Source organism: Capnocytophaga sp. (assembly GCF_030532915.1).
GTDB lineage: Bacteria > Bacteroidota > Bacteroidia > Flavobacteriales > Flavobacteriaceae > Capnocytophaga.
In genome coordinates, this window is sequence record NZ_JAUNKD010000033.1 from 1 (window position 1) to 21,819 (window position 21,819).

Consider the following 21,819-nt stretch of genomic DNA (forward strand, 5'->3'; position numbering starts at 1 on the left):
GTAATCTCCTAAATAGTTAAAAAAACTTTCCAAAATTTGTAACATTCTTCGTTTTGCTACATCTTTACATAAAACGAACACTTTGACCGACATCGAAAACGACATAATCGAAGCCTGTAAACGGGGCAACACCAAAGCGCAAACCACTGTTTACGAGCAGTATGCCAAAGCAATGTACAACACGGCTTTGCGGATGTTGCAGCGTGCCGACCAAGCCGAAGATGCCACCCAAGAGGCGTTCATCAAAGCCTTTTCGATGCTCAATTCGTTTCGTAATGAAAGTAGTTTCGGGGCGTGGCTCAAACGCATCGTTATCAATGAAACCCTGATGATTATGCGGAAAGAAAAAAAGTATTTGCCAACAGAATATTTTATTGACAATCAAGAAGATGACAACCTGCAAGAAACGTGGGATTTCCAAGAAGAAGAAATAAAAATACTGCTTTACGCCTTAGGAAAACTACCCGAAAAACAGCGCGTTATTTTGAACCTATCGCTCATTGAAGGGTTTGATAATCAAGAAATTTCCCAAATATTGAACCTCACCGACGCCAATTGCCGAACCTCTATTTCACGAGCCAAAACCGCTCTAAAACAAACGATTAAAACGATTAAAAATGAACAAAACAATTTTTGACATATATGAACTTCCCGATGGACATCAACAGCGATTCTCGCAAAAACTGCGTCGTGCCAAAAACAAAAAACGCAACAAGCGAATTTTTTATCTGGTAACTGCCGTTGCCGCTTCGTTGGCGTTGCTGCTGACAATCAGTTCGTTTAACGGTGATTCTCTCGAAAAAGCGTCGCCCACGGCTTATCAGTCCGAACAGTATTATTTGCCCTTAATACAGCAAAACATTCAGGCTATCAGAGATTTAGAAAATCAAGACATTGCCCAAGATGCACTAACGCAGCTCGAAAAAATGAACCAAAATTATCAAGAACTTCGGCGGGAAATTATCAAAAACGGACAAAATCAACACCTGCTTGCCGCAATGATTGTTAATTTTGATACGCAAATTAAATTCTCAAATGATGTGATTACCGCATCGTTATAAATTAATCGTAAACAGAACGTTATGAATGTATTACAATCTATTTTCCGACAACAAAAACATTTTCTTTGGGTTCTATTTTGGTTAATAGCCACAAATGTTTTGGCAAATACGCCTTTTGTTCAACACAAATACACCGAAACCAAAAAAGAAAACAAAACATTCAATGTCAGTGATTTGCCATCTCTTTTTGTATCAAACAAATACGGAACAATAACCCTTGTGGCTGATGACAATCTGAAAACCATCAAAATAGACGTGACTGTCAAAACCAGCAGTGATGACGCCGACCGTGCCAAAGAACGCCTAAAAGATATTTCAATTGATTTTTCGCAAAAGGGAAGTGCAGTTTCGGCTAAAACCTTGATTCAGAGCAGCTCTTCTTCTTTTGTAAAAAAGTTCTGGAAATCAAATACTTCCGTAAGCATTCGAATTGATTACACCATTTCGTTACCCACAAAAACCAAAATTTCGCTCGAAAGTCAATATGGTGATATTTTTCTGAACAAAACCGATAGTGAGCTGAAAATCAATGCGTCATACGGCTCGGTAAATCTTGAAAAAATTAATGCCGAGGCTCGTTTGCAACTGAATTACAGCCCCAATACGCAAATAACCGAGATTCAGAAATTATATCTCGACGGCGATTATTCGACTATTTCGGTGGAAAAAGCACAATTTATCAAATTATCAATGGATTATACAACATTGAAAATCAGTGAAGTATCTCAAATTGATGCCCATTGTAAGTACGGTAATCTCACGGTAGAAAAAGCGGCATCGCTTTCAGCGCATAGTGCATATACAAATCTGAAAATAAATGCGTTAAGCAAGCAAGCAACGATTTCATCAAAATATGGAAACTTGTCGGTCAGAGGGATTGCTCCAAGTGTAAATTCACTGACAATTGATGGAGCATATACTTCTATTTCAATTGGTTATCATAAAGATTGGGAATTTTCATATGAATTTTCCAACTCATTTTCCAAGCCACAGCTTCCTGCCAATTTGCCTTATGACAAAAAGAATATCGGCAACATAAGCAGCTTCATCAGCGGAACCAAAGGAAAGGGAGGTAATACACTGAAAATCAATTCTTCTTTTGGAGGGGTAAAGGTAAACGAATTTTAAAAACAATCATACAATGAAAAAAATAGCTATTATTTTATTGCTCACTTTTTCAGTGAGTTACGCACAAAAATCGATAAAAACCGTTAAAGATAACGGCAACATCATCAGTAAAGAACGAAGTGTAGGGGCTTATAATCAAGTGATTAACAAAAGTCCGTTTACGCTTATTTTATCCGAAGGTGAGGTTGGAAAAATTCGCATCGAAACTTCTGATAATCTGGAACCTTACATCTTGACATCGGTGCAAAACGATGCACTTATTGTGGAGATTAAAAGCGGTGTTAATTATGTGACTAAACATAAAGTAAAAATATATGCTGCTGTAAATCAAAGTCTAAATAAAATTTCGCTGATAGGCTCGGGCGAAGTTTATTTGAAAAACAAACTAACTGTTGATACTTTTGATTGTTACCTGAACGGTTCGGGTGATATGCAGGTAAATTTGTCAGCCAATAATTTGAATTTAGAATTGATGGGCAGTGGCGACCTCAACGTGATGGGAACCGCACACCATCTGAAAGCCGGACTTTCCGGCTCGGGTGATATTGATGCTGAAAAACTGAAAGCCAAAATAGCTGATATTCAATTAGATGGTTCGGGTGATATTTCGGTATATGCACAAGAAGCAGTAAAAGCCCGTATGACCGGAAGTGGCGATATTTCGATATACGGAAAGCCTAAAAAACAAGACTCCCAAGTGGTTGGAAGTGGCGACATCAACTTCAAATAATATATCTGACTGATTATTATAGGTTTATGTGTGTGAAATATTTTCTGCCTTAAAAAGCACAATACAATGAAGGTGTTTTTATTGTTTTGTACGTTACCTGAATTATCCGTAATTTAGCACAACTTTTGTCTTTTCAATTAAAATTAGTATCTTTGTAGGGTTAAATTCAAAAACATAGCACAATGGCAGAAATAGAAAAAATTAAATGCCTGATAATTGGTTCAGGTCCCGCAGGATACACCGCCGCCATCTATGCATCGCGTGCCAATATGAATCCCGTTTTGTATCAGGGCGAGCAACCCGGAGGGCAACTCACAACCACCAATGAGGTTGAAAACTTCCCCGGATATCCCAACGGAATCACCGGAACGGCAATGATGATGGAACTTCAACAACAAGCCGAACGTTTCGGGGCAGAAATCCGAAATGGCTGGGTAACCAAAGTAGATTTTTCGCAAACGCCTCACAAAGTGTGGATTAATGGCGAAAAAGAAATCCACGCACAAACCGTAATCATCGCCACGGGGGCATCTGCCAAGTATTTGGGCTTGCCTTCCGAGCAACATTATTTGCAAACCGGAGGTGGCGTTTCGGCTTGTGCCGTTTGCGACGGATTTTTCTACCGAAAACAAAAAGTTGCCATCGTAGGGGCGGGCGATTCCGCTTGTGAAGAGGCTCTTTATTTGTCGAATATCTGTGAGAAGGTAACAATGTTGGTGCGCCGTGATGAGTTCCGTGCTTCCCGAATTATGAAAGAACGCGTGCTTAAAACGCCTAATATTGAGGTGCTTCTAAACACTGAAACCGAAGAAATTTTGGGTGACGGACAGGTAGTAACCGCTTTAAAAGCCCGAAATAATAAAACAAATGAGGTGTTTGAAATCCCGATTACCGGCTTTTTCGTAGCCATCGGACACAAACCAAACACTGATGTTTTCAAAGATTTTATTACCCTTGATGAAGTGGGCTACATTAAAAACGTTCCGGGAACTTCCCTGACCAACGTCAAAGGTGTTTTCGTAGCCGGAGATGCCGCCGATAGTCGTTACCGTCAGGCAATTACCGCCGCAGGCTCGGGTTGTATGGCTGCTTTGGATGCCGAAAAATATTTAATGACACTTGAATAAAATTAGTGTCGTGCCAATAAAAAAACTGCCCTCGAAAGAGGGCAGTTTTTTATTGATTAAATTTATATTATGAATGAAATTTTACATCATTCCGGGCATTCCGCCACCCATCGGAGGCATCGCGGCACCTTTTTCTTCTTTAATATCTACCAAAGCACATTCTGTTGTCAGAATCATTCCCGCCACAGAAGCTGCGTTTTCCAAAGCTACACGCGTAACTTTCTTAGGGTCAATGATTCCTGCTTTGAACATATCGGCGTATTGGTCTGTTTTAGCGTTGTATCCGTACGTATCACGCGATGCTTCGCTTACTTTGGCTACAACTACCGAACCTTCAACGCCGGCATTTTCCACAATCGTTCTCAATGGAGCTTCCAAAGATTTCGCTACAATTTGGATTCCCGTAGCTTCGTCGGCGTTTACGGGTTTAATTTTCGCTAATACGGCTTTGGCACGAAGCAATGCAATTCCTCCACCGGCAACGATTCCTTCTTCAACGGCGGCACGCGTGGCGTGAAGAGCATCATCAACACGGTCTTTTTTCTCTTTCATTTCCACTTCCGAAGCAGCTCCTACGTAAAGAACCGCCACACCGCCTGACAATTTCGCCAAACGCTCTTGCAATTTCTCACGGTCATAATCCGAAGTAGTTACCTCGATTTGAGCCTTAATTTGGTTTACGCGAGCTTGGATTTGCTCAGCCTCACCTGCTCCGTTTACAATCGTGGTGTTATCTTTGTCGATAGAAACTTTTTCAGCCGTTCCTAACATTTCGATAGTGGCATTTTCAAGGGTAAATCCGCGTTCTTCGGCGATTACGGTTCCGCCTGTCAAAATGGCGATGTCTTCCAACATTGCTTTTCTGCGGTCACCAAACCCGGGGGCTTTTACGGCAGCGATGCGTAAAGTTCCTCTCAATTTATTTACTACCAAAGTTGCCAATGCTTCTCCGTCGATGTCTTCTGCAATGATTAAGAGTGGTTTACCTGACTGAGCAACAGGCTCTAACACAGGCAATAAATCTTTCATTGTAGAGATTTTTTTGTCGTACAACAAGATGTAAGGTCTGTCCAACTCGGCAACCATTTTCTCTGAATCGGTTACGAAATACGGAGAAAGATATCCTCTGTCGAACTGCATTCCTTCCACCACATCTACGTAAGTATCAGTTCCTTTGGCTTCTTCCACAGTGATTACGCCCTCTTTTCCTACTTTTTCAAAAGCGGTAGCGATTAAATCACCGATGGTGTCGTCGTTATTTGCCGAAATGGAAGCTACTTGACGGATTTTCTCGGAAGAAGACCCAACTTCTTTGGCTTGTTTTGCCAAATTTTCAACGATTTTTGAAACCGCCTTGTCAATTCCGCGTTTTAAATCCATCGGATTCGCTCCGGCGGCAACGTTTTTCAATCCTTCTTTTACGATGGCTTGTGCCAAAACGGTTGCGGTGGTTGTTCCGTCACCTGCCAAATCATTGGTTTTTGAAGCGACTTCCTTTACCATTTGAGCTCCCATATTTTCAAGAGCGTCTTCCAGTTCCACCTCTTTCGCTACGGTAACTCCGTCTTTGGTAATGTGAGGCGAACCAAATGATTTACTGATGATTACGTTACGTCCTTTGGGACCCAAAGTTACTTTCACCGCGTTTGCCAACGCATCAACGCCACGCTTTAAACCTTCGCGGGCTTCTATATCAAATTTAATTTCTTTTGCCATTTTGTTTTTGTTTTTACAAGCTATCTGAGTTCTACTCGCCATTAGCTTTTTGGACTTCGTCCGTTTTAGCTATGTTGGTGCGTATTGCCTTTCTGAGCTTGTGAATTTTAATTTTTATATTTTTTACTTGTTTTTCTAATTTTGAAAATGATTCTAAATTAATGAGATTCAAATCTTTTGATACTAAAAGAAGATACTCGCACTCACTGGCTGAACCCAAAGAAATGTTTAAAAAATAATTAAATTCTTTATCTGATTCTCTTCCACAGCCTTCTGCAATATTGGTCGGTACAGAAACGGAAGCTCTCCTAATCTGACTCGTAATACCAAAAAGTTCTTCCTTTGGAAATGATTTTGTAAATATCCAAAGCAAATTGATGACTCAGATGCCAAACATCATATTTTTTGAAATCTCTCATTGTAATTCATTATAGGATAGGCAACTTAGCTTCATTTGCTTAAAGCAGGCGGCCGTATAGCCCAATAGCCTACCGCTACTAAATCACCGCCAAAACGTCGCTTTCACGCATAATAAGATAATCTTTTCCGTCGTGTTTAAGTTCAGTTCCTGCGTATTTTCCGTAAAGGACTACATCGCCCGCTTTTAGGGTAACGGGATTGTCTTTAGTTCCGGCTCCAACGGCTACGACTGTGCCTTTTTGCGGTTTTTCTTTTGCCGTGTCAGGAATGATAATGCCCGATGCCGTAGTGGTTTCCGCTACCGCAGGCTCAATTAATACTCTGTCAGCCAAAGGCTTAATGTTTACTTTTGCCATAAATTATTGTATTTATTATTTAGTTGTTTCTTTATTTTAAACGTCTGTTCTACACTCGTTAAAAACTATGCCAAAACCTTAAAACTGACTTTTTGGCAGGTATTTGATAGAAAATTATTCCTCCTCGGGGAGTGTGGCGTCGATAAATTCAACGAAAAGTTCGCAAATTGCTCCTTGGCTATCAAAGCCGAAATATGCGGGATATGTGCCGTCACCGAATCCACTCTGAATCATCGGTACACTTAATTCCGTATCAGGAATTTGAAATAAAATCCAATCGCCGTATTCACGCTGAAATTTTGGATTATTACGAGCGTTTTTCGCAAAAAGGGCTGCAAAAAAATCATCGTAGATATTACTGGCTTCACTGTTTTCACGATGCCATTTTTCTTCAAAATCGCAAAAAGCATCGCGAGTCTTTACATCTACAAACGTTGCCAAGCCTGCATCTACATTAAATCCGAAGAACTCACCCATTTCCATTGAGGCTAAATCTTCATCGCCTTTGAGAGCCAGCTTGTAAGATATAGCTTCTTTGTCAGAAAATTTCACTCGAAAGCCCACATACCGATGATGATTTTCTTCAACTTCAACTACCACAATCGTCAATGGAAACTTCCCGATAGGTGTTTTTAAAAAGTAGGGCTTTTGGTCGCGGGTTAAAAACGTTAACGGGTCACACACGAAAACTTCGCCCGTAGGTACGTTCACTTCGCCGATTTCCAACAGGGAAACTGCCCGTCCATTGATTTCCTTTTCTTTAAAATAGATGTTGAAATCATAGGGTTCGGACAAATATTCGGTTTTATCTTGATATGTTTTTAGCCAATCACTCATTGTTGTAACATTAGTTTGTAGTTCCGGTAGCTGTTGGTGCAGGTTGTCCGTTGGTGTTAGCCGGTGTGTTTAGAACATCGGTAGGGGCAGGTGCTGCTCCTTCCAATAGTTTGGAATCGCTATTTGCGCCTGAACTGGGCAATAACAACGAGTTGGCAACGATGATAAGCACTGCCAAAAGCGTTGCGAACGTCCAAGTGCTGCGCTCCAAAAAGTCGCCCGTTTTCTTAACGCCTCCCACCACTTGGGTGTTTCCGCCGAAGGAAGACGAAAGCCCGCCACCTTTCGGGTTTTGAACCATAATTACCAAAGCAAGTAGCAGACAAACTACTACGATAAGAATCATAAAAATGTTAAATGCTGTCATTTCTTATAAATTATTTTGCTGTAAATTTTTAATATTTTGTATTTGGGTTGCAAAGTAAGCACTTTTTTCCGGATTTTTCAAAATTAATATTTCATAAGCCTGAATTGCCTGCTTATATTTGCGTTGTTTTACGTACACTTGCGCCAGCGTTTCGGTCATTAATTGATGCGGGTCGGTTTTGACTTCATTGGCTAAATTAACGCTCGGAACATTGTCGCGTGCGGGTTCAATTTTGGGGTTGGCTTCCAAAAATTTGTCGATTAATTTGAATTTTTCGGCTACCTTACTGTTTTTATAATCAGCCGATTGGCTTCCTTCATCAGTTGAAATGTTAGTCAGCCATTCCGAGATGGACTCAACCTTGTTGCCCAGTACAATGTCGTGGCGTTCACCTGATTTTTCACGTGGTGTTTCGGGCATTATTTCTTCCTTGTACACCATAATGGACTCAATGTCGCCCTGCTTGATAAATTTTTCCGAAAAAATATCTTCTTCAAAAATAGGTTTCGGAATTTGCGGCGCAGAAAAAGTGGGCGGCATCACATAATTGGTATTCGGAATCGAAAAACTTTCCTTTTTGATTTCTTGCCGTTGCACCGCTTTTTTAATTTCATTGAGTTCTTGCTGCAAAACCGAAACATCGCGCACCACCGCCTTTGAGTGTATGAAATCGTACAGCACCGAGCGGTCTAAAACGTGAACCGCAGCCAGTTTTAAGGCTTTGTTATACCGATAGTTGCCTTCGGAATGAAGCACTTTGAGTTGCAGTACCCGTGCCGCCTGAAAATAAGGGTATTCCTGCACGATATTGTCCAACTCGCGCGCCTGTTCCTCACTGACAACGTACGGATTTTTTAGTATTTCAACAAATTCTTTTACAGTCATACGATTACCAATCGGCTAATGAGGCGTTAAAAATATCTTGGGTGATGCGTTCAAAAATTTCGGCAAAGGCAGTTCCTTTGATGGAGCTCAATTGCGTTGAGCCCGGATAGTCATAGTAAAATGAAAAACGTTTCTCGAAATCTTTATTTTCTTCAACATTATTAGTAAAACGCACGTTTACGCCAATGGTCAGGCGGTTTTGTGCGGCGGTTTGCTGTGCGGTCGCCGTCATTGGTGCGATGGTAAACTCCACAATTTCACCTTCATAGACCAAGTCGCCGTTGCGGTCGGTTAGTGATAGATTGGTTTGGTTGTTTATCAAATCCTGCAAGGCTAGGGTGAAATCCCTGTCCAAACCCGGTTCCACCAAAGGCGCATCGTTGCGAAAAAAGTTCACTTGAAACGTTTTGGCGTTTCCGGTGCTTCCGCCCGTGAAGTTGTAAATCCCGCAACTTGTTGCTGCCGTTATTAATAGGATGTAACAAAAATATTTTTTCATCGATGAAGTAAAAAAGTTTCGCAAGGTAAATGTTTTTTTTGAAACTGCAAAATTTTTTAAAATAAGTTTGTGATTTACGAAAAAAGTTGTAGTTTTGCGCCCAAAATTTAACGCATTAAAAAAGTAAAGCTATGTATGCAATTGTAGAGATAGCAGGGCAACAATTTAAAGTTAGCAAAGACCAAAAAGTGTTTGTTCATCGTTTGCAAAATCAAGAAGGAGAGAAAGTTGCGTTTAACAACGTTCTTCTTTTGGACAACAACGGAAGCATCACAATCGGCGCCCCCGCTATAAACGGAGCTTCGGTTGAAGCCAAAGTGGTAAAACATTTGAAAGGCGATAAAGTTATCGTTTTCAAAAAGAAAAGACGCAAAGGGTACAAAGTTAAAAACGGTCACAGACAATATTTAACCGAAATCCTTATTGAAAACATCATCGCATCAGGGGCAAAGCCTGCTAAAACCGAGAAAAAAGAGGAAAAAGCAGCAAAACCTGCCAAAGCCGATGATTTGAAAAAAGTTGAAGGTATCGGACCCAAAGCTGCCGAAGCCCTTGTAAACGCAGGTGTTGATACATTTGCTAAATTGGCTAAAAAATCAGCTGACGAAATCAAAACTATTTTAACAGAAGCAAGTTCAAACTTGGCACATTTAGACCCGCAAACTTGGGCGGCACAGGCACAATTGGCAGCCGACGGAAAGTGGGACGAACTCAAAAAATGGCAAGACGAACTTAATGGAGGTATTGTAAAATAATTTAAAACAGAAAAGAAATGGCTCATAAGAAAGGTGTCGGTAGTTCGAAGAACGGTAGAGAATCGCACTCCAAACGATTGGGAGTGAAAATTTATGGCGGGCAAGTTGCCATCGCCGGTAATATTATCGTAAGACAAAGAGGAACGCAACATAACGCAGGCGAAAATGTATACGTTGGTAAAGATCATACGTTACACGCTAAAATTGACGGAATTGTGAAGTTTCAGAAAAAGAAAAACAATAAATCATTCGTTTCAATCGTTCCGTTTGAAGCATAGTTAAACATTATTTTTAAAGGGAAAAAGAGCATCATTTTGATGCTCTTTTTTTATGTTTTAATTTGAACCATATGTTATGGTTTTAGCAATAAATCGATATCTTCAATAAGCATTTGTACTTGATTGTTATCCAGACCGTTGTAGTAAATCAAAGGCGTTCCGTTGGCGTCCTTTCGTGAAACGATGTTCCCTTTTTGGTCAATCAAAGCAAACAAGCCCGAATGCTCAAATCCGTCTTCGCCTTGGGCTGTGTTTTGTGCGTGCAGGTTGAATCCGTTGTTGGCCAAATCGTAAATCGCCTTTTCATCGCCCGTTAGTAAATGCCAGTGTGGACTTGTAATTCCCTGTTTTTTAGCATATTCATTCAAAACTTCGGGTGTGTCGTGCTCAGGATTGATGGTAAACGAAGCAAAACCAACGTTTTTTCCTTCAAAAGCGTTTTGAACCTTAACCATATTTGAGGTCATTATCGGGCAGATGGTGGGGCAGGAGGTGAAGAAAAATTCCACCACGTACACCTTTCCTTCATAATCTTTGTTGGAAATGGTTTGCTTGTGCTGATTCGTAAATGAAAATTGTGGCGCTTTTCCTATGGTAACCAATTTAGAATCAGAGCATCCGATTAGGAAAAATAGTGAGCATAAAAGTCCTAAAATGTGATTTTTTTTTGTCATAATTAAATTTATTTAACTTCTTTTTGTCATTCTTTTCGGAAAGATGTAACTTTGCAAAGATAATAAAAAATTTCAAATGAATTTACTTCAAGAATTACAAAAACGAAGCGGAAATACGTGTGAATTGTGCAGCGCCACCAATGATTTAGCAATCTACGAAGTGCCTCCGGTGGGTGCAGGCGGGTTGGACGGAAGTCTGCTGGCTTGCAAAACCTGTATTTCACAAATTGAAGGCACAACTCAGCCCGACAGCAATCATTGGCGTTGCCTGAACGACAGTATGTGGAGTGAACATACCCCCGTGAAAGTCGTTGCTTGGCGTATGCTTAACCGTTTGAAAAACGAAGGTTGGTCGCTTGATTTGCTCAATATGATGTATTTAGACGATGAAGAACTTGCTTTTGCCAAAGCCTCAAATGACCATTTGGACGAAAGCGAAAAAGTTATCCACCGTGATAGTAACGGCGCCGTGCTTCAAGCCGGTGATAATGTAGTGTTGATTAAAGACTTGAAAGTGAAGGGTTCAAGTATGGTTGCCAAACAAGGGACAATCGTGCGTAAAATCTCGTTAGACCGTGAAAATGCACAATACATCGAAGGAAAAGTAGATGGACAACAAATTGTGATTGTAACTCAATACGTTAAAAAAGTATAGCATTCTTTTTTATAACCAACTGAAAAATGGCACAAAAATTGCCGTTCTTTTGCGTTTGTTACAATTAAAATGAATCGAAGAAGTTTTATCAAAAAGAGTTTTTTGGGTGCTGTGGGCATTACTGCTCTGACGGGGTTGTACACCTGGCAAATTGAACCGCATTGGCTTGAATTTGTGCGTGTTAAAATGCCGGTTAAAAACCTGTCTGACACCCTTGTGGGCAAAACCTTGATGCAAATTAGTGATTTGCATAGCGGTAGTCGCGTTTCGACAAATTATTTGATAGAATCTTTGCAAAAAGCAAAGCGATATAATCCTGATTTTGTGGTTTATACCGGTGATTATATAACTGTTTCCGAAGGCGAAGTGTTGTATGAACAATTGCAAACCGTGATAAAAAACAGCGTGAAAGGAACTTATGCAACCATCGCCATTTTAGGAAATCACGATTATGGCATAGGTTGGGCAGATCCCGATGTGGCAGACAATATTTGTCAGATTTTTTCCGCAGAAAAAATTCAAGTGCTTCGTAATGAGTCTTTTGAAGTAAACGGATTGGTTTTTACCGGTTTAGATGACCTTTGGGCTAAAAAACTCGATGCCGAAAAAGCCTTCAAAACGTATGATAACACAAAAGCCAATATCGTGCTTTGTCATAATCCGGACGCGTGTGATTTGGATATATGGAATGACCATCAGGGTTGGATTCTCTCGGGGCACACTCACGGAGGGCAGTGCAAACCGCCTTTTTTACCGCCACCGGTGTTGCCCGTGCGCAACAAAACGTACACCGCCGGAAAATTCCATCTTTCGGAAGGCAGAACCCTCTATATCAACCGCGCTTTGGGGCATTCGCTAAAAGTGCGATTCAATGTGCGTCCTGAAATTACGATTTTTGAACTTGAAAAAGAAATAACTTAATTTACAAACTAAAAATGTATCCGTTAAGAAGAAATAGAAGACTTAGAGTTACCGAATCGGTGCGCAGTTTGGTGCGTGAAACCGTGCTTTCCCCCGATGATTTTATCGTTCCGTTGTTCGTTGTGGAGGGTAAAGGCGTCAAGGAAGAAATCCCTTCGATGCCCAATTACTTCCGATATAGTTTGGATTTTTTGGAAAAAGAAGTGAAAGATTTGTGGGCGCTTGGCTTAAAATCGGTACTGCTTTTTGTGAAAGTTCCGGATAATCTGAAAGACAATACCGGAAAGGAAGCCACAAACCCCAACGGATTGATGCAGCGCGCTATCAAAACCGTGAAAAATGCCGTTCCGCAAATGCTTGTAATGACCGATGTGGCACTTGACCCGTATTCCGTGTACGGGCACGACGGAATTATCGAAAACGGACAAATCAGTAATGACGTTACGGTTGATGCTCTCTGTCGGATGAGTGTTTCACACGCCGAGGCGGGTGCTGATTTCGTGGCGCCAAGCGATATGATGGACGGACGTGTTCTCAGCATTCGTGAAGCGTTGGAGAATGAAAAATTTGTAAATGTGGGAATTATGGCTTATAGTGCTAAATATGCTTCGGCATTTTACGGACCTTTCCGTGATGCGCTTGACAGTGCGCCCGTTGATGCTCAAAACATTCCGAAGGACAAAAAAACGTATCAAATGGACTATCACAACCGATTGGAAGCCATCAGAGAAACCCGAATGGACATTGAAGAGGGGGCTGATATTGTGATGGTTAAACCGGGATTGTGTTACTTGGACATTGTTCGTGAGGTTAAAAATATGTCGGAAGTACCCGTGTCGGTCTATCAAGTTTCCGGTGAATACGCAATGATTAAAGCCGCTGCCGAAAAAGGCTGGCTCAACCACGATGCCGTAATGCTTGAACAAACCGTTGCCATCAAAAGGGCGGGTGCTGATTTGATTGCTTCGTATTTTGCCAAAGATGTAGCCAAATTAATCGGATAATTAACGTGTTTACATAGTGTAAATAGTTAAAAATTATATAATTAAATGTTAAAGTTGCAATTAATTTTGTAACTTTATTTTTTATGTCAAGTTATTGAATATTAGTATCTTATGTTTGTTTTTTGCGTATAAAAAGCTGATGTTCAGCAGATGTTACGCAAAAATGTCATTGTTTTATTCACACATATTTCTTTAATTTGCCACGTGAATATATTAATTACTTGATTATGAAAAGAACTTCGTATTTAATTGCAATTCTGATAACATTGGTTATTGGGGCTTTGTTGCAATATTGGCTTTGCTGTTCTTGCTGTGAAACAAGTTGCCAAAAACAAGACATGATTACAGAAGTGGTGGTTCCGGTTGTGGAAACACCTGAAAAAACACCGCTTGAAGGTTTTGCAATCGTTTCAGAGCCGTTGCAGGTACAGCACGCCGATAACTTCCTGTTTATGAAGGATTCGTATGAAATTCATCAACCTATATCAGACGCGTTAGCGCCACTGGTTGAGCAAGCAAGGGTTCATTTTGCTGAAAATCCTTTCAAAGTGCTTGAAATCATTGGGTTATATTCAAAGGAAGAACCCAATCCGTCTTTGTTTCCAACCATCGGTTTGGCACGAGCCAATGCCGTGAAGAGCTATCTTGAAAAGAAAGGTTTTCCGTCGCAACAAATCAAAATTGCTGACAGACTGGCAGATGCTGATTTATCACAAACCAACGCACCTGTTTGGGCAACGCTTTTCCAAGTGAGTCAGGTTTCGGAAGATGCACTTTTGCAAGAAAAAGAAAAGTTAGAGGCTTTTGCCGCCGAACTGCGAAAAAATCCGATTCGGTTGTATTTTGAAACCGGTGAGGCACACATCAATCTCAATGAAGAAGAACGGAATCGTGTTGCTCAATTAAACAATTACGTTACCCAAGTGAGCGATGCCAAAGTGCTAGTTGTCGGGCATACCGACAATGTAGGCAAACGCACATCAAACGTGCGTTTGGGGCAAGAACGAGCCGATTTTGTTAAGTTGTATTTGCAAAAAAATAACTTTGATGAGGCAGTACTTGAAGCCACATCGCAGGGGCCTGACAAGCCCATTGCAAGCAATAAAACTCAAGAGGGGCGTGCTGAAAACCGACGAGTTGAAATTACATTAAAATAAAAAATTAATAACTAAATAAAAAGAAATCGATATGTTTTGTTGGATTATACCTATCATTGTGGGGCTTATTTGTGCCTTGTTGGGATATCTGCTTGGCAGAATGTGTTCCCCAAAAACAAATCAATGTACAAAAAATGATGCTTTGGATGAGTGCGAGCAAAAACGCAGCCGCCTTGAAAAAGAATTGGCTGACCAAACCGATGCGTTGAGTGCAAAAAATCGTGAAAATTCAGACCTTCTAACCCGAATTAAGGAGTTGGAAGTCGCGCTGAAAGCGGCTGAGGCAAAAGCCGTTGAGAACGTAGCGCCCGTATTTATGAAACAAGAAACACCCGTCGAGCCCGTTTCACGATTTATGTTCGATGCAGCCAAAGCGGCACTGGTTTTAGGGAAAAAAATAAAAGAAGATGACTTGACCATCGTTGAGGGTATCGGACCTAAAATTCAAGAACTTTTTAAAGAAAGAGGCATCGTTACTTGGAAAATATTATCCGAAACTTCGGCTGAACGTCTTAAAGAAATTTTAACCGAAGGTGGCGACCGATTTGCTATCCACAATCCCGGAACGTGGCCACGCCAAGCCGAATTGGCATATCAAGGCAAATGGGAAGAACTTAAAGAATGGCAAGACTTCCTTGTAGGAGGAGTTGAGCCTTCATAGCGTAATCTTTCATAATAAATAGGAAATGGTTTGTTTTTTAATAAGCAAACCATTTTTTTGTGAATCTTTTTGGTTATCTTTGCTACTTAAAATTCTTTTTATGCACAAAGCAGGATTTGTTAACATCATCGGTAACCCCAACGTGGGGAAATCAACCCTTATGAACGCCTTTGTGGGTGAAAAATTATCCATCATCACCTCGAAGGCACAAACCACGCGTCATCGTATTTTTGGTATTGTCAGCGGCGATGATTTTCAGATTGTTTTTTCGGATACACCCGGAATTATCAAACCCGCCTACGAGCTTCAAAATTCAATGATGGATTTTGTGAAAAGCGCTTTTGAAGATGCCGACATACTCATTTATATGGTGGAAGTGGGCGAAACACACCTGAAAGACGCCGCTTTTTTTGATAAAATAAACCGAATGAAAGTGCCTGTTCTTCTGCTTATTAACAAAATTGACAAATCAAATCAGGCAATTTTGGAAGAACAGGTGGAATACTGGCAAGAGCAAGTACCTAAGGCTGAAATTTTTCCGATTTCGGCTTTGGAAGGTTTTCAAACTAATGAAGTTTTTAACCGAATTGTTGCATTATTGCCCGAGTCGCCTGCGTTTTTTCCGAAAGACCAACTTACCGATAAGCCTGAACGTTTTTTTGTCAATGAAATTATCCGTGAGAAAATTCTGTTGAATTACAAAAAGGAAATTCCGTATGCCGTTGAAGTTGAGACCGAAGCCTTTGCCGAATCGGAGCAAATCATTCATATCCGTTCGGTAATTATGGTGGAACGCGACTCGCAAAAAGGTATCATTATTGGTCATAAGGGTGAAGCCCTGAAAAAAGTAGGGGTGCAAGCCCGCACCGATTTAGAAACCTTTTTCGGCAAGCAAATCCATATCGAAATTTTTGTGAAAGTAAACAAAGACTGGCGTTCCAGCACACGACAATTGCGCCGTTTTGGTTATAAAGAAAAATAAGGTTGAAAAGAAGTAATTGATGAATGACTGCTTAGGAAAAGTTTTTTATTCTGAAAAAAACACGTATCTATGTTGTTGAAAAATAGTTTTTTGATTAAAAATTATGTTTTCAGGAAGTAATTGCAATTTTAGCCCTATTCCACGTTGGATGATTCAAAAAAATTAACGTATTTTTAGGTGTAAAAACATATGGAATAGGGTCAGAATGATTTACACCGCTTGTTTTACCAAACTCATCAGATATTCTACATTTTTGAGGTCAGTGATTTTTGTTGCATAATCCCCGTTGCCCAAATGTCCTTTTTTGGATACATCTTGCATCAAATTTTTAGGGTCGTCCAGTTCGCCATATTTTTTATTTATAAAAAACTTTAATTCTTTTTTTTGAATTTCAATATCGCAAATATTTCGTTTTCCCATTTTGAATGCCACATAATGTTTCTGCGGGACAATCTCAATTTCAGGGGAAAGATTGAGAATGGCTTGTTTGATTTCTTCGTAAAGTTCTAGCGTTTCATCGGGTTTTCCGTTGAGCAAATCTTTTTCGGTGTAGGTTTTTAGCTCTTTGGTAATTTCTTGAAGCTGAGAATTTTCCTTTTGTACCGACAATTTTACGCTTGGTGCAGAAGCGGATTTTCTCAGTCCGTTGATAGTGATAATATCGCCCTCAAACTGTTTGATTTCCCAAAGTTCAATATTTAAGTCCTTGAAATCCACTGCTTTTTTCTGATGCGAATTGAACGCAGGAGACACAAAAACCACCTTGCTTTGCGACCAATCTACCTCGTCTTTTTTGAGTGATTTGCCTAATTTTTCGTTGTATTCCAGCACAAAATCGGCTTTGTATTGCAAAAGTGTACGCAGATAGCCCACGCCTTGGTCAAACACGCTGTAATTGTGCGACCGTTTGTACTCGATAATTACAAACGACTTACTTTCCACATCAAAAGCCAGTGTATCAATGCGTTGCTCCTGGACCGAAAATTCGGATTTCACCAACTCCAAGCCTGTGATTTGCTCCAAATTCTGCTCCAACAACCGCTGTATGTCGCGTTCCAACTTAAAGGGAATTTCCTTTAAATCGGATAAACTATTTTTGATTTTATGATAGATTTTCATTGGTTTTTCATTTTATTATTGGTTTTAAAATATTCGTAATTTTATCTACATTTTTATAAAAAATCTTTTGTAGCTAAAAACGATTGCAATTCCAGATTTTGTTTCAATAATTTTTCTGAATAAATCGCTTTACTATTGCTTTTCACACTATCAATCCTATTTTTAGCGATTTCAAAATAGTCTGAATTAATTTCAAAACCAACAAAATTTCTTTTTAAACGCTTTGCAACTACCCCAGTAGTTCCACTTCCTGTAAATGGGTCGAGAATAGTATCTCTCTCCTTGCTCCCTAACAATATAATTCTCTCTAAAAGTGTTTCAGGTTTTTCTGTGGGATGCGAAGTTTTGTGTCTTTCTGCATTGATTTCCCAAAGGTTTCGCATTTGCTTTCCTCCATTTATCATTTTTGCCATTTCGTAATCAAAGTAATATTTTTTGGATTTACCTCCCATTATTCAATGAATTTATCTTTTTTAACACTTTGAACAAAAATCTCCTTCTGTTGTAAACTTATCCATTTTATCAATTATTTGATTTGCTCCTATATTAAATCCCATTTTTTCGATAGAGTAAATTATCTGTACGAGTTTATTATACGATTTTTCTCCCGATTTTGAAAGCCCTCCATCACTCAAATATGGTTTAGTAGCACCTAAATGTTGCAAAATTTTATATAATTCCTCGCTATCTTCCAATATATTTTTTTGCATTTTCTGTTAATTTATAAATTCCCCTACCTACTCTTTTAAAAAGAAATTGATTGTCCTTATGAGAACTATTTTCTTCGTGTTTATTTAATTCCCCTCTAATAGTATTGAATATTGTATCCATCTTCATTTTTATACTTTTTTCTTGAATGATTTTGGGTATTTTTTCATACAATTCTTCAAGAGATACTGTATCTACTCCATTTTTGTTTTTTACGGAAATAAAATCTATAATAATTTTTTTTAAAGATGGTATTGTTCCTGGTAGTTTTTGCTCTTCCTTTTTTAATTCTTGAATTTCAATTTGAATTTCTTTATTAGAATATCCTTTACTTTTATCAATTTCTTTTTTTATATTTCCGTATTTAAAAATATATTCATCACTTGGCTTAAAAACACTATCTGTAAATTTTATTTCATTATAAATAGCTTGTAATTGAGAAAAATACTTAGGTTTATCCTCCTTAAATACTGTATTAACCTCAAAATTAGAGTTTAATCCTCCACTTGTTAAGTTTGACGAACCTATTATAGAAGTGTATTTTGTATTCTTAGAAAGTTCCGTTTCAAACAGATAAATTTTAGGATGAAATATCAAATCATTGTAATTATCTCTTTTATCTCCAAAACAATAAAAACTAAAATTCTTATTATTATCCTCAAATTCTTTTAATGCTAATAAAGTTTTTGCATCTGTTGTTTTAAAATCAAGTCCTGCAATAAGTTCAATTTTTGCATTATTAACATTCATCGCATAATCGAGAGATTTTTGGATTTCATTTAATCCTGTTCTTCTCACAAATGCAACAGCCATTTTAACTTGTGTACTTTCTATTAGTTCGCTTTTTAGAACATCTATAAGCGAATAATTCGTATTAGATAAAATTTGTATTTTGGTAGCCATTTTTTCTTTTTAAGCCGCTTTTTTTTCTGAAAAAGTAAAATATTTCATATTCAAATCTCTATATTCCTCGCAAACGGATAGTTTTTTGATGTACATATACAGAATATGGAAATTTAGAATCAAATCTTTTTCTGTTTGAGACGCAATTAAAGATGTTTTTTCAAAAAATGAAATTATAGTATTCCAGTCCGAAGAATTATTTAATGATGTAGTATCAAATAAAATCTCTAAATAATAGCTTGGTTTCCTACTTGAAATATCTTTATAGCGTGATTTTAGCGTATTTTGAATGTAATTCTTTTTTTCAAGTTCATTCCATTGTTTTTTATTTTTCCAATATAAATAAACATCGTGAAATAATCTTATTGTTTTGTCTTTAAAGCTGTTGCCCTTTCCGTGAGGAAGAATTTCATACAAAAGTTCTGATAAATTTTCTGTATAAGAAACATCAAAAGAATTAAAAAATAATTCAATATTTTCCTGTGCCGTTTTTGTACTTTCAGAATTTGCAATGGCTTTATAAACTACCTCACGATAATCAGAATTTAATTTATAGTTTTCAATGTTTTGGACAAGTTCTTCTTTCGTTTGCGAACTTGCCCAAATATAAGTTACAAAATCAATTGGCAACTCATTTTTAAATTCAATCACTGAATAAATTAACGATAGTAATGGGAGAATTTTAAAATCACTCTGTTGGTATTTCAAAAATTGTTTCAAATAGGTGTAGCTATCTTTTGAAATCTCAAAACTATTAACATCAAAAGATTGCGAATTGCTTAGCAACTCTTTTCCTATGTTTGTTACCATTCGGTCTTCTGTTGTAAAACCTAATTGCGAAATAAAGCCTGTTTTTACCCTAACATCCTTATCTGAACTTACTACATTATTCGTTTTTATATCAAAAACATTAAGTTCTGTAAGTAAGTTGCCAAAATTTGCCTGGTCTGTAAATTCCCAATTCGTATTTTGTTTTCTAAATTCAACAAGTGCAGATAAAATTTTGACATAAATAGCCCTTGGGTCGCTTAATCTCGCTCCTGTATTCCCAAAGGAAATCAAACCACTATTTGATGTTATTTTTTTATAATTATCCATTTCCGTAATTTTATAAAAATCCCCTACACCACCACATTCACGATTTTCCCTTTCAGCACGATGATTTTTTTTCGGTGGATATTCCTTGCTGTTTTCCACCAAATATTTTACGCTTCTCCTATCTCAAAACTTCCAAGCCAATTGTTAAAATCTTGCTGATGTTCTTGTTGGGCAATATCAATAATTTCTTGTGCTTCTTCGTTGGTATCAACAGGCGACAAGTAATCATAATGCTCACAGAACCAATCTCTATATCTTTGAGCATCATCACTTTGATAATCATCATCTTCGTCTTCATCTTTCCAAAAGTATGCCGAGTCTGGAAGTGCCATAATTTCGGTATCAAAAGTGAGCAGTTGTAAAAATTCCGAAAAATAACGGGCCACGACCCACTCGCCGCCTTCATCGCCGAATACCACAACAGGCATATCCCCCAACGGATAGCCCGAACCATCATCCCAAATGGCATAAATGGACCCAGAACCGTTGGCTTGTGCAAACGGATAAAGTTTTGCCAAAAAGTCCGGATTGTCGCTCCAACCGTTTTCTAATCCGCTTCGTCCGCAGGTTTCAACTCCGAAGCCTTGCGAGTAGCATTCAAAATCGGATTCTTCTTCTTGAAATTCAATCAATTGTCGTAATTCTACAGGAACCGGTCGCCCCCATAATTTTTCAAATTCTTCTTTCATTTTTTATTATTTATTTTGAAACTTAGAACCCCAAATCATAGATAATTCTTGCAAATCATAATCATCTAATGAAAAAAAATAGTAAGATTGTCGTGATAACAAATCTATAAAATTATTTACAATAAATTGTGCATTTGAATTTATACTCTTAAACATATTCGCATTTTTCAAAAAATATGATATATACTCTAGGGGGACATCATTATAATCTCCATTTTTCAGTAAGTCTATACACAAATTAATACATGCAGGTAAAATAAAAAAATATGCAATTTCACTAAGAAAATAGAAATCCCCACCCTGTAAGAATAACAACAATTCCTCTTGGCTTAAATCTGTCCAGTTTTTATTCTCCAATAAATCAATAAAATATAATTCTAATTGTTTATTTTGTCCTCGATAATAGCTATCAATTATTTGATTCTTTTTCAGAGGTTGTATTTTTTTAAAGTGTTTGAAAATATTTGCTTGCAGTGATGATATATCTATTATCCATAAGATATCTTTTTTTCCACGATTTAGGTTTTCTTCAAATAAAACCATTTCATTATCAGGCAAATTTGATTGAATATACATTAAAAAGTCATACAATATTTGCAATTGTTCTACATCTAATTGCAACATTTCATACAATGAACAACTATAATGGGCATTTAATAGTATGATTTCATCCTTGGGGTAGTTTATTTTATCAAACAGCGACATAAATTCAACAAAACTATCATTCTTTAGAGAAACATCCACTATGCTTTTCTGAATTAATTGCAATAAATTGTCTATAAAATTATTGTGTATCGTATGGTTGCTCATAATCTGGAACGCTCTTATGCTTTTAACACCAAAGTTAAATATTTATGCTTCACCGCCTTATGTGGTTGTTTGACAAAGAAATAACATTTTTCTGAAGAGAGAAAGTTTTTTTGTTTTCTCTCTTTTTCATTTGGGCTACATTTCCATTCAGAAGAAAAAAACTATCCCCAAAAATTGCACTTACTATAAGATACATTTTATTTTTTAAACCTTTGTTAAAGTGTTACACCACCACATTCACGATTTTTCCTTTCACCACGATGATTTTTTTCGGAGGGT

The 21,819-nt window shown here is 38.1% G+C and carries 28 protein-coding genes; 13 read left to right on the forward strand and 15 right to left on the reverse strand.

The window, feature by feature from the left end; all coding sequences use genetic code 11:
• The first annotated feature begins 82 nt into the window (after window positions 1-82).
• The 5 genes from Q4D72_RS09680 (at window position 83) to trxB (ending at window position 4,046) form a co-directional block, all read left to right on the forward strand.
• Window positions 83-637, forward strand: a complete 555-nt coding sequence (locus Q4D72_RS09680) for an RNA polymerase sigma factor (RefSeq protein WP_303077649.1) — start codon at window positions 83-85, stop codon at window positions 635-637.
• Window positions 618-1,061, forward strand: a complete 444-nt coding sequence (locus Q4D72_RS09685) for a hypothetical protein (RefSeq protein ID WP_303077650.1) — start codon at window positions 618-620, stop codon at window positions 1,059-1,061. Before Q4D72_RS09680 ends, Q4D72_RS09685 begins: the two co-directional genes overlap by 20 nt.
• A gap of 21 nt (window positions 1,062-1,082) precedes the next feature.
• Window positions 1,083-2,189 (forward strand): hypothetical protein, encoded by a 1,107-nt coding sequence (locus tag Q4D72_RS09690; protein ID WP_303077651.1) that lies wholly within the window; start codon window positions 1,083-1,085, stop codon window positions 2,187-2,189.
• A gap of 13 nt (window positions 2,190-2,202) precedes the next feature.
• Window positions 2,203-2,919, forward strand: coding sequence for a head GIN domain-containing protein (locus Q4D72_RS09695; RefSeq protein ID WP_303077652.1), 717 nt, complete (start codon window positions 2,203-2,205; stop codon window positions 2,917-2,919).
• A 182-nt stretch (window positions 2,920-3,101) separates the two neighbouring features.
• A complete protein-coding gene (gene trxB / locus Q4D72_RS09700; RefSeq protein WP_303077653.1) occupies window positions 3,102-4,046 on the forward strand; it encodes a thioredoxin-disulfide reductase in 945 nt (314 codons plus the stop codon).
• An 81-nt stretch (window positions 4,047-4,127) separates the two neighbouring features.
• Here the strand turns inward: trxB and groL are convergent, their stop codons facing one another.
• From groL to Q4D72_RS09735, 7 genes are all read right to left on the reverse strand, one after another.
• Complete coding sequence (groL, locus tag Q4D72_RS09705; RefSeq protein WP_303077654.1) at window positions 4,128-5,762, reverse strand: chaperonin GroEL; 1,635 nt, start codon at window positions 5,760-5,762, stop codon at window positions 4,128-4,130.
• Window positions 5,763-5,793: 31 nt separating this feature from the next.
• Entirely contained in the window at window positions 5,794-6,135 is a 342-nt protein-coding gene (locus Q4D72_RS09710; RefSeq protein WP_368502042.1) for a four helix bundle protein, read from the reverse strand.
• A 124-nt stretch (window positions 6,136-6,259) separates the two neighbouring features.
• A complete protein-coding gene (gene groES, locus Q4D72_RS09715; protein ID WP_303077655.1) occupies window positions 6,260-6,538 on the reverse strand; it encodes a co-chaperone GroES in 279 nt (92 codons plus the stop codon).
• Between the two features lie 114 nt (window positions 6,539-6,652).
• The gene (locus tag Q4D72_RS09720; RefSeq protein ID WP_303077656.1) at window positions 6,653-7,375 is read right to left on the reverse strand and encodes a DUF4241 domain-containing protein; all 723 of its coding nucleotides are present in this window, start codon (window positions 7,373-7,375) and stop codon (window positions 6,653-6,655) included.
• Between the two features lie 10 nt (window positions 7,376-7,385).
• A complete protein-coding gene (secG, locus tag Q4D72_RS09725; protein WP_303077657.1) occupies window positions 7,386-7,742 on the reverse strand; it encodes a preprotein translocase subunit SecG in 357 nt (118 codons plus the stop codon).
• A 3-nt stretch (window positions 7,743-7,745) separates the two neighbouring features.
• The gene (locus tag Q4D72_RS09730) at window positions 7,746-8,627 is read right to left on the reverse strand and encodes a hypothetical protein (protein ID WP_303077658.1); all 882 of its coding nucleotides are present in this window, start codon (window positions 8,625-8,627) and stop codon (window positions 7,746-7,748) included.
• Between the two features lie 4 nt (window positions 8,628-8,631).
• On the reverse strand, window positions 8,632-9,126 hold the full coding sequence (locus Q4D72_RS09735; RefSeq protein WP_303077659.1) for an LptE family protein: 495 nt from the start codon (window positions 9,124-9,126) through the stop codon (window positions 8,632-8,634).
• Between the two features lie 131 nt (window positions 9,127-9,257).
• Here Q4D72_RS09735 and rplU point away from each other — a divergent pair, with 131 nt between their 5' ends.
• Window positions 9,258-9,881 (forward strand): 50S ribosomal protein L21, encoded by a 624-nt coding sequence (gene rplU / locus Q4D72_RS09740; RefSeq protein ID WP_303077660.1) that lies wholly within the window; start codon window positions 9,258-9,260, stop codon window positions 9,879-9,881.
• A gap of 17 nt (window positions 9,882-9,898) precedes the next feature.
• Complete coding sequence (rpmA, locus tag Q4D72_RS09745) at window positions 9,899-10,159, forward strand: 50S ribosomal protein L27 (RefSeq protein WP_303077661.1); 261 nt, start codon at window positions 9,899-9,901, stop codon at window positions 10,157-10,159.
• A 74-nt stretch (window positions 10,160-10,233) separates the two neighbouring features.
• Here the strand turns inward: rpmA and Q4D72_RS09750 are convergent, their stop codons facing one another.
• Complete coding sequence (locus Q4D72_RS09750; protein ID WP_303077662.1) at window positions 10,234-10,833, reverse strand: SCO family protein; 600 nt, start codon at window positions 10,831-10,833, stop codon at window positions 10,234-10,236.
• Between the two features lie 76 nt (window positions 10,834-10,909).
• Between Q4D72_RS09750 and Q4D72_RS09755 the strand changes: the two genes are divergently transcribed.
• The 6 genes from Q4D72_RS09755 to era all read left to right on the forward strand — a co-directional run bounded on the left by Q4D72_RS09755 (window position 10,910) and on the right by era (window position 16,213).
• Complete coding sequence (locus Q4D72_RS09755) at window positions 10,910-11,488, forward strand: alkylphosphonate utilization protein (RefSeq protein ID WP_303077663.1); 579 nt, start codon at window positions 10,910-10,912, stop codon at window positions 11,486-11,488.
• 69 nt (window positions 11,489-11,557) lie between these two features.
• A complete protein-coding gene (locus tag Q4D72_RS09760) occupies window positions 11,558-12,409 on the forward strand; it encodes a metallophosphoesterase (RefSeq protein WP_303077664.1) in 852 nt (283 codons plus the stop codon).
• Window positions 12,410-12,423: 14 nt separating this feature from the next.
• Window positions 12,424-13,413: a porphobilinogen synthase gene (gene hemB, locus Q4D72_RS09765; RefSeq protein WP_303077665.1), complete on the forward strand. Its 990-nt coding sequence runs from the start codon at window positions 12,424-12,426 to the stop codon at window positions 13,411-13,413.
• 338 nt (window positions 13,414-13,751) lie between these two features.
• Window positions 13,752-14,570, forward strand: coding sequence for an OmpA family protein (locus tag Q4D72_RS09770; protein ID WP_303077666.1), 819 nt, complete (start codon window positions 13,752-13,754; stop codon window positions 14,568-14,570).
• A 31-nt stretch (window positions 14,571-14,601) separates the two neighbouring features.
• A complete protein-coding gene (locus Q4D72_RS09775) occupies window positions 14,602-15,231 on the forward strand; it encodes a hypothetical protein (RefSeq protein ID WP_303077667.1) in 630 nt (209 codons plus the stop codon).
• Between the two features lie 100 nt (window positions 15,232-15,331).
• The gene (gene era / locus Q4D72_RS09780) at window positions 15,332-16,213 is read left to right on the forward strand and encodes a GTPase Era (RefSeq protein ID WP_303077668.1); all 882 of its coding nucleotides are present in this window, start codon (window positions 15,332-15,334) and stop codon (window positions 16,211-16,213) included.
• Between the two features lie 210 nt (window positions 16,214-16,423).
• Here the strand turns inward: era and Q4D72_RS09785 are convergent, their stop codons facing one another.
• From Q4D72_RS09785 to Q4D72_RS09815, 7 genes are read right to left on the reverse strand one after another with little or no spacing between them, the layout of a single operon-like run.
• The gene (locus tag Q4D72_RS09785; RefSeq protein WP_303077669.1) at window positions 16,424-17,332 is read right to left on the reverse strand and encodes a DUF5655 domain-containing protein; all 909 of its coding nucleotides are present in this window, start codon (window positions 17,330-17,332) and stop codon (window positions 16,424-16,426) included.
• Between the two features lie 53 nt (window positions 17,333-17,385).
• Window positions 17,386-17,784 carry a site-specific DNA-methyltransferase gene (locus Q4D72_RS09790; protein WP_303077670.1) on the reverse strand — a complete coding sequence of 133 codons (399 nt, stop codon included), beginning with the start codon at window positions 17,782-17,784 and terminating at the stop codon, window positions 17,386-17,388.
• 21 nt (window positions 17,785-17,805) lie between these two features.
• Complete coding sequence (locus Q4D72_RS09795; protein WP_303077672.1) at window positions 17,806-18,042, reverse strand: hypothetical protein; 237 nt, start codon at window positions 18,040-18,042, stop codon at window positions 17,806-17,808.
• The gene (locus Q4D72_RS09800) at window positions 18,017-18,943 is read right to left on the reverse strand and encodes a phospholipase D family protein (RefSeq protein ID WP_303077674.1); all 927 of its coding nucleotides are present in this window, start codon (window positions 18,941-18,943) and stop codon (window positions 18,017-18,019) included. The genes Q4D72_RS09795 and Q4D72_RS09800 overlap by 26 nt, the downstream gene beginning before the upstream one ends.
• A 9-nt stretch (window positions 18,944-18,952) precedes the next feature.
• Window positions 18,953-20,140 (reverse strand): hypothetical protein, encoded by a 1,188-nt coding sequence (locus Q4D72_RS09805; protein ID WP_303077675.1) that lies wholly within the window; start codon window positions 20,138-20,140, stop codon window positions 18,953-18,955.
• An 8-nt stretch (window positions 20,141-20,148) separates the two neighbouring features.
• Window positions 20,149-20,730, reverse strand: coding sequence for a hypothetical protein (locus Q4D72_RS09810; RefSeq protein WP_303077676.1), 582 nt, complete (start codon window positions 20,728-20,730; stop codon window positions 20,149-20,151).
• A gap of 6 nt (window positions 20,731-20,736) precedes the next feature.
• Window positions 20,737-21,540 carry a hypothetical protein gene (locus tag Q4D72_RS09815; RefSeq protein ID WP_303077677.1) on the reverse strand — a complete coding sequence of 268 codons (804 nt, stop codon included), beginning with the start codon at window positions 21,538-21,540 and terminating at the stop codon, window positions 20,737-20,739.
• Window positions 21,541-21,819: the final 279 nt, after the last annotated feature.

Excerpts from the sequence above, each read along its gene's own strand:
- Q4D72_RS09685 (WP_303077650.1), top strand. The coding sequence starts at position 618 with ATGAACAAAACAATTTTTGACATATATGAACTTCCCGATGGACATCAA.
- Q4D72_RS09690 (WP_303077651.1), top strand. The coding sequence starts at position 1,083 with ATGAATGTATTACAATCTATTTTCCGACAACAAAAACATTTTCTTTGG.
- Q4D72_RS09695 (WP_303077652.1), top strand. The coding sequence starts at position 2,203 with ATGAAAAAAATAGCTATTATTTTATTGCTCACTTTTTCAGTGAGTTAC.
- trxB (WP_303077653.1), top strand. The coding sequence starts at position 3,102 with ATGGCAGAAATAGAAAAAATTAAATGCCTGATAATTGGTTCAGGTCCC.
- groL (WP_303077654.1), bottom strand. The coding sequence starts at position 5,762 with ATGGCAAAAGAAATTAAATTTGATATAGAAGCCCGCGAAGGTTTAAAG.
- groES (WP_303077655.1), bottom strand. The coding sequence starts at position 6,538 with ATGGCAAAAGTAAACATTAAGCCTTTGGCTGACAGAGTATTAATTGAG.
- Q4D72_RS09720 (WP_303077656.1), bottom strand. The coding sequence starts at position 7,375 with ATGAGTGATTGGCTAAAAACATATCAAGATAAAACCGAATATTTGTCC.
- secG (WP_303077657.1), bottom strand. The coding sequence starts at position 7,742 with ATGACAGCATTTAACATTTTTATGATTCTTATCGTAGTAGTTTGTCTG.
- Q4D72_RS09730 (WP_303077658.1), bottom strand. The coding sequence starts at position 8,627 with ATGACTGTAAAAGAATTTGTTGAAATACTAAAAAATCCGTACGTTGTC.
- Q4D72_RS09735 (WP_303077659.1), bottom strand. The coding sequence starts at position 9,126 with ATGAAAAAATATTTTTGTTACATCCTATTAATAACGGCAGCAACAAGT.
- rplU (WP_303077660.1), top strand. The coding sequence starts at position 9,258 with ATGTATGCAATTGTAGAGATAGCAGGGCAACAATTTAAAGTTAGCAAA.
- rpmA (WP_303077661.1), top strand. The coding sequence starts at position 9,899 with ATGGCTCATAAGAAAGGTGTCGGTAGTTCGAAGAACGGTAGAGAATCG.
- Q4D72_RS09750 (WP_303077662.1), bottom strand. The coding sequence starts at position 10,833 with ATGACAAAAAAAAATCACATTTTAGGACTTTTATGCTCACTATTTTTC.
- Q4D72_RS09755 (WP_303077663.1), top strand. The coding sequence starts at position 10,910 with ATGAATTTACTTCAAGAATTACAAAAACGAAGCGGAAATACGTGTGAA.
- Q4D72_RS09760 (WP_303077664.1), top strand. The coding sequence starts at position 11,558 with ATGAATCGAAGAAGTTTTATCAAAAAGAGTTTTTTGGGTGCTGTGGGC.
- hemB (WP_303077665.1), top strand. The coding sequence starts at position 12,424 with ATGTATCCGTTAAGAAGAAATAGAAGACTTAGAGTTACCGAATCGGTG.
- Q4D72_RS09770 (WP_303077666.1), top strand. The coding sequence starts at position 13,752 with ATGATTACAGAAGTGGTGGTTCCGGTTGTGGAAACACCTGAAAAAACA.
- Q4D72_RS09775 (WP_303077667.1), top strand. The coding sequence starts at position 14,602 with ATGTTTTGTTGGATTATACCTATCATTGTGGGGCTTATTTGTGCCTTG.
- era (WP_303077668.1), top strand. The coding sequence starts at position 15,332 with ATGCACAAAGCAGGATTTGTTAACATCATCGGTAACCCCAACGTGGGG.
- Q4D72_RS09785 (WP_303077669.1), bottom strand. The coding sequence starts at position 17,332 with ATGAAAATCTATCATAAAATCAAAAATAGTTTATCCGATTTAAAGGAA.
- Q4D72_RS09790 (WP_303077670.1), bottom strand. The coding sequence starts at position 17,784 with ATGGGAGGTAAATCCAAAAAATATTACTTTGATTACGAAATGGCAAAA.
- Q4D72_RS09795 (WP_303077672.1), bottom strand. The coding sequence starts at position 18,042 with ATGCAAAAAAATATATTGGAAGATAGCGAGGAATTATATAAAATTTTG.
- Q4D72_RS09800 (WP_303077674.1), bottom strand. The coding sequence starts at position 18,943 with ATGGCTACCAAAATACAAATTTTATCTAATACGAATTATTCGCTTATA.
- Q4D72_RS09810 (WP_303077676.1), bottom strand. The coding sequence starts at position 20,730 with ATGAAAGAAGAATTTGAAAAATTATGGGGGCGACCGGTTCCTGTAGAA.
- Q4D72_RS09815 (WP_303077677.1), bottom strand. The coding sequence starts at position 21,540 with ATGAGCAACCATACGATACACAATAATTTTATAGACAATTTATTGCAA.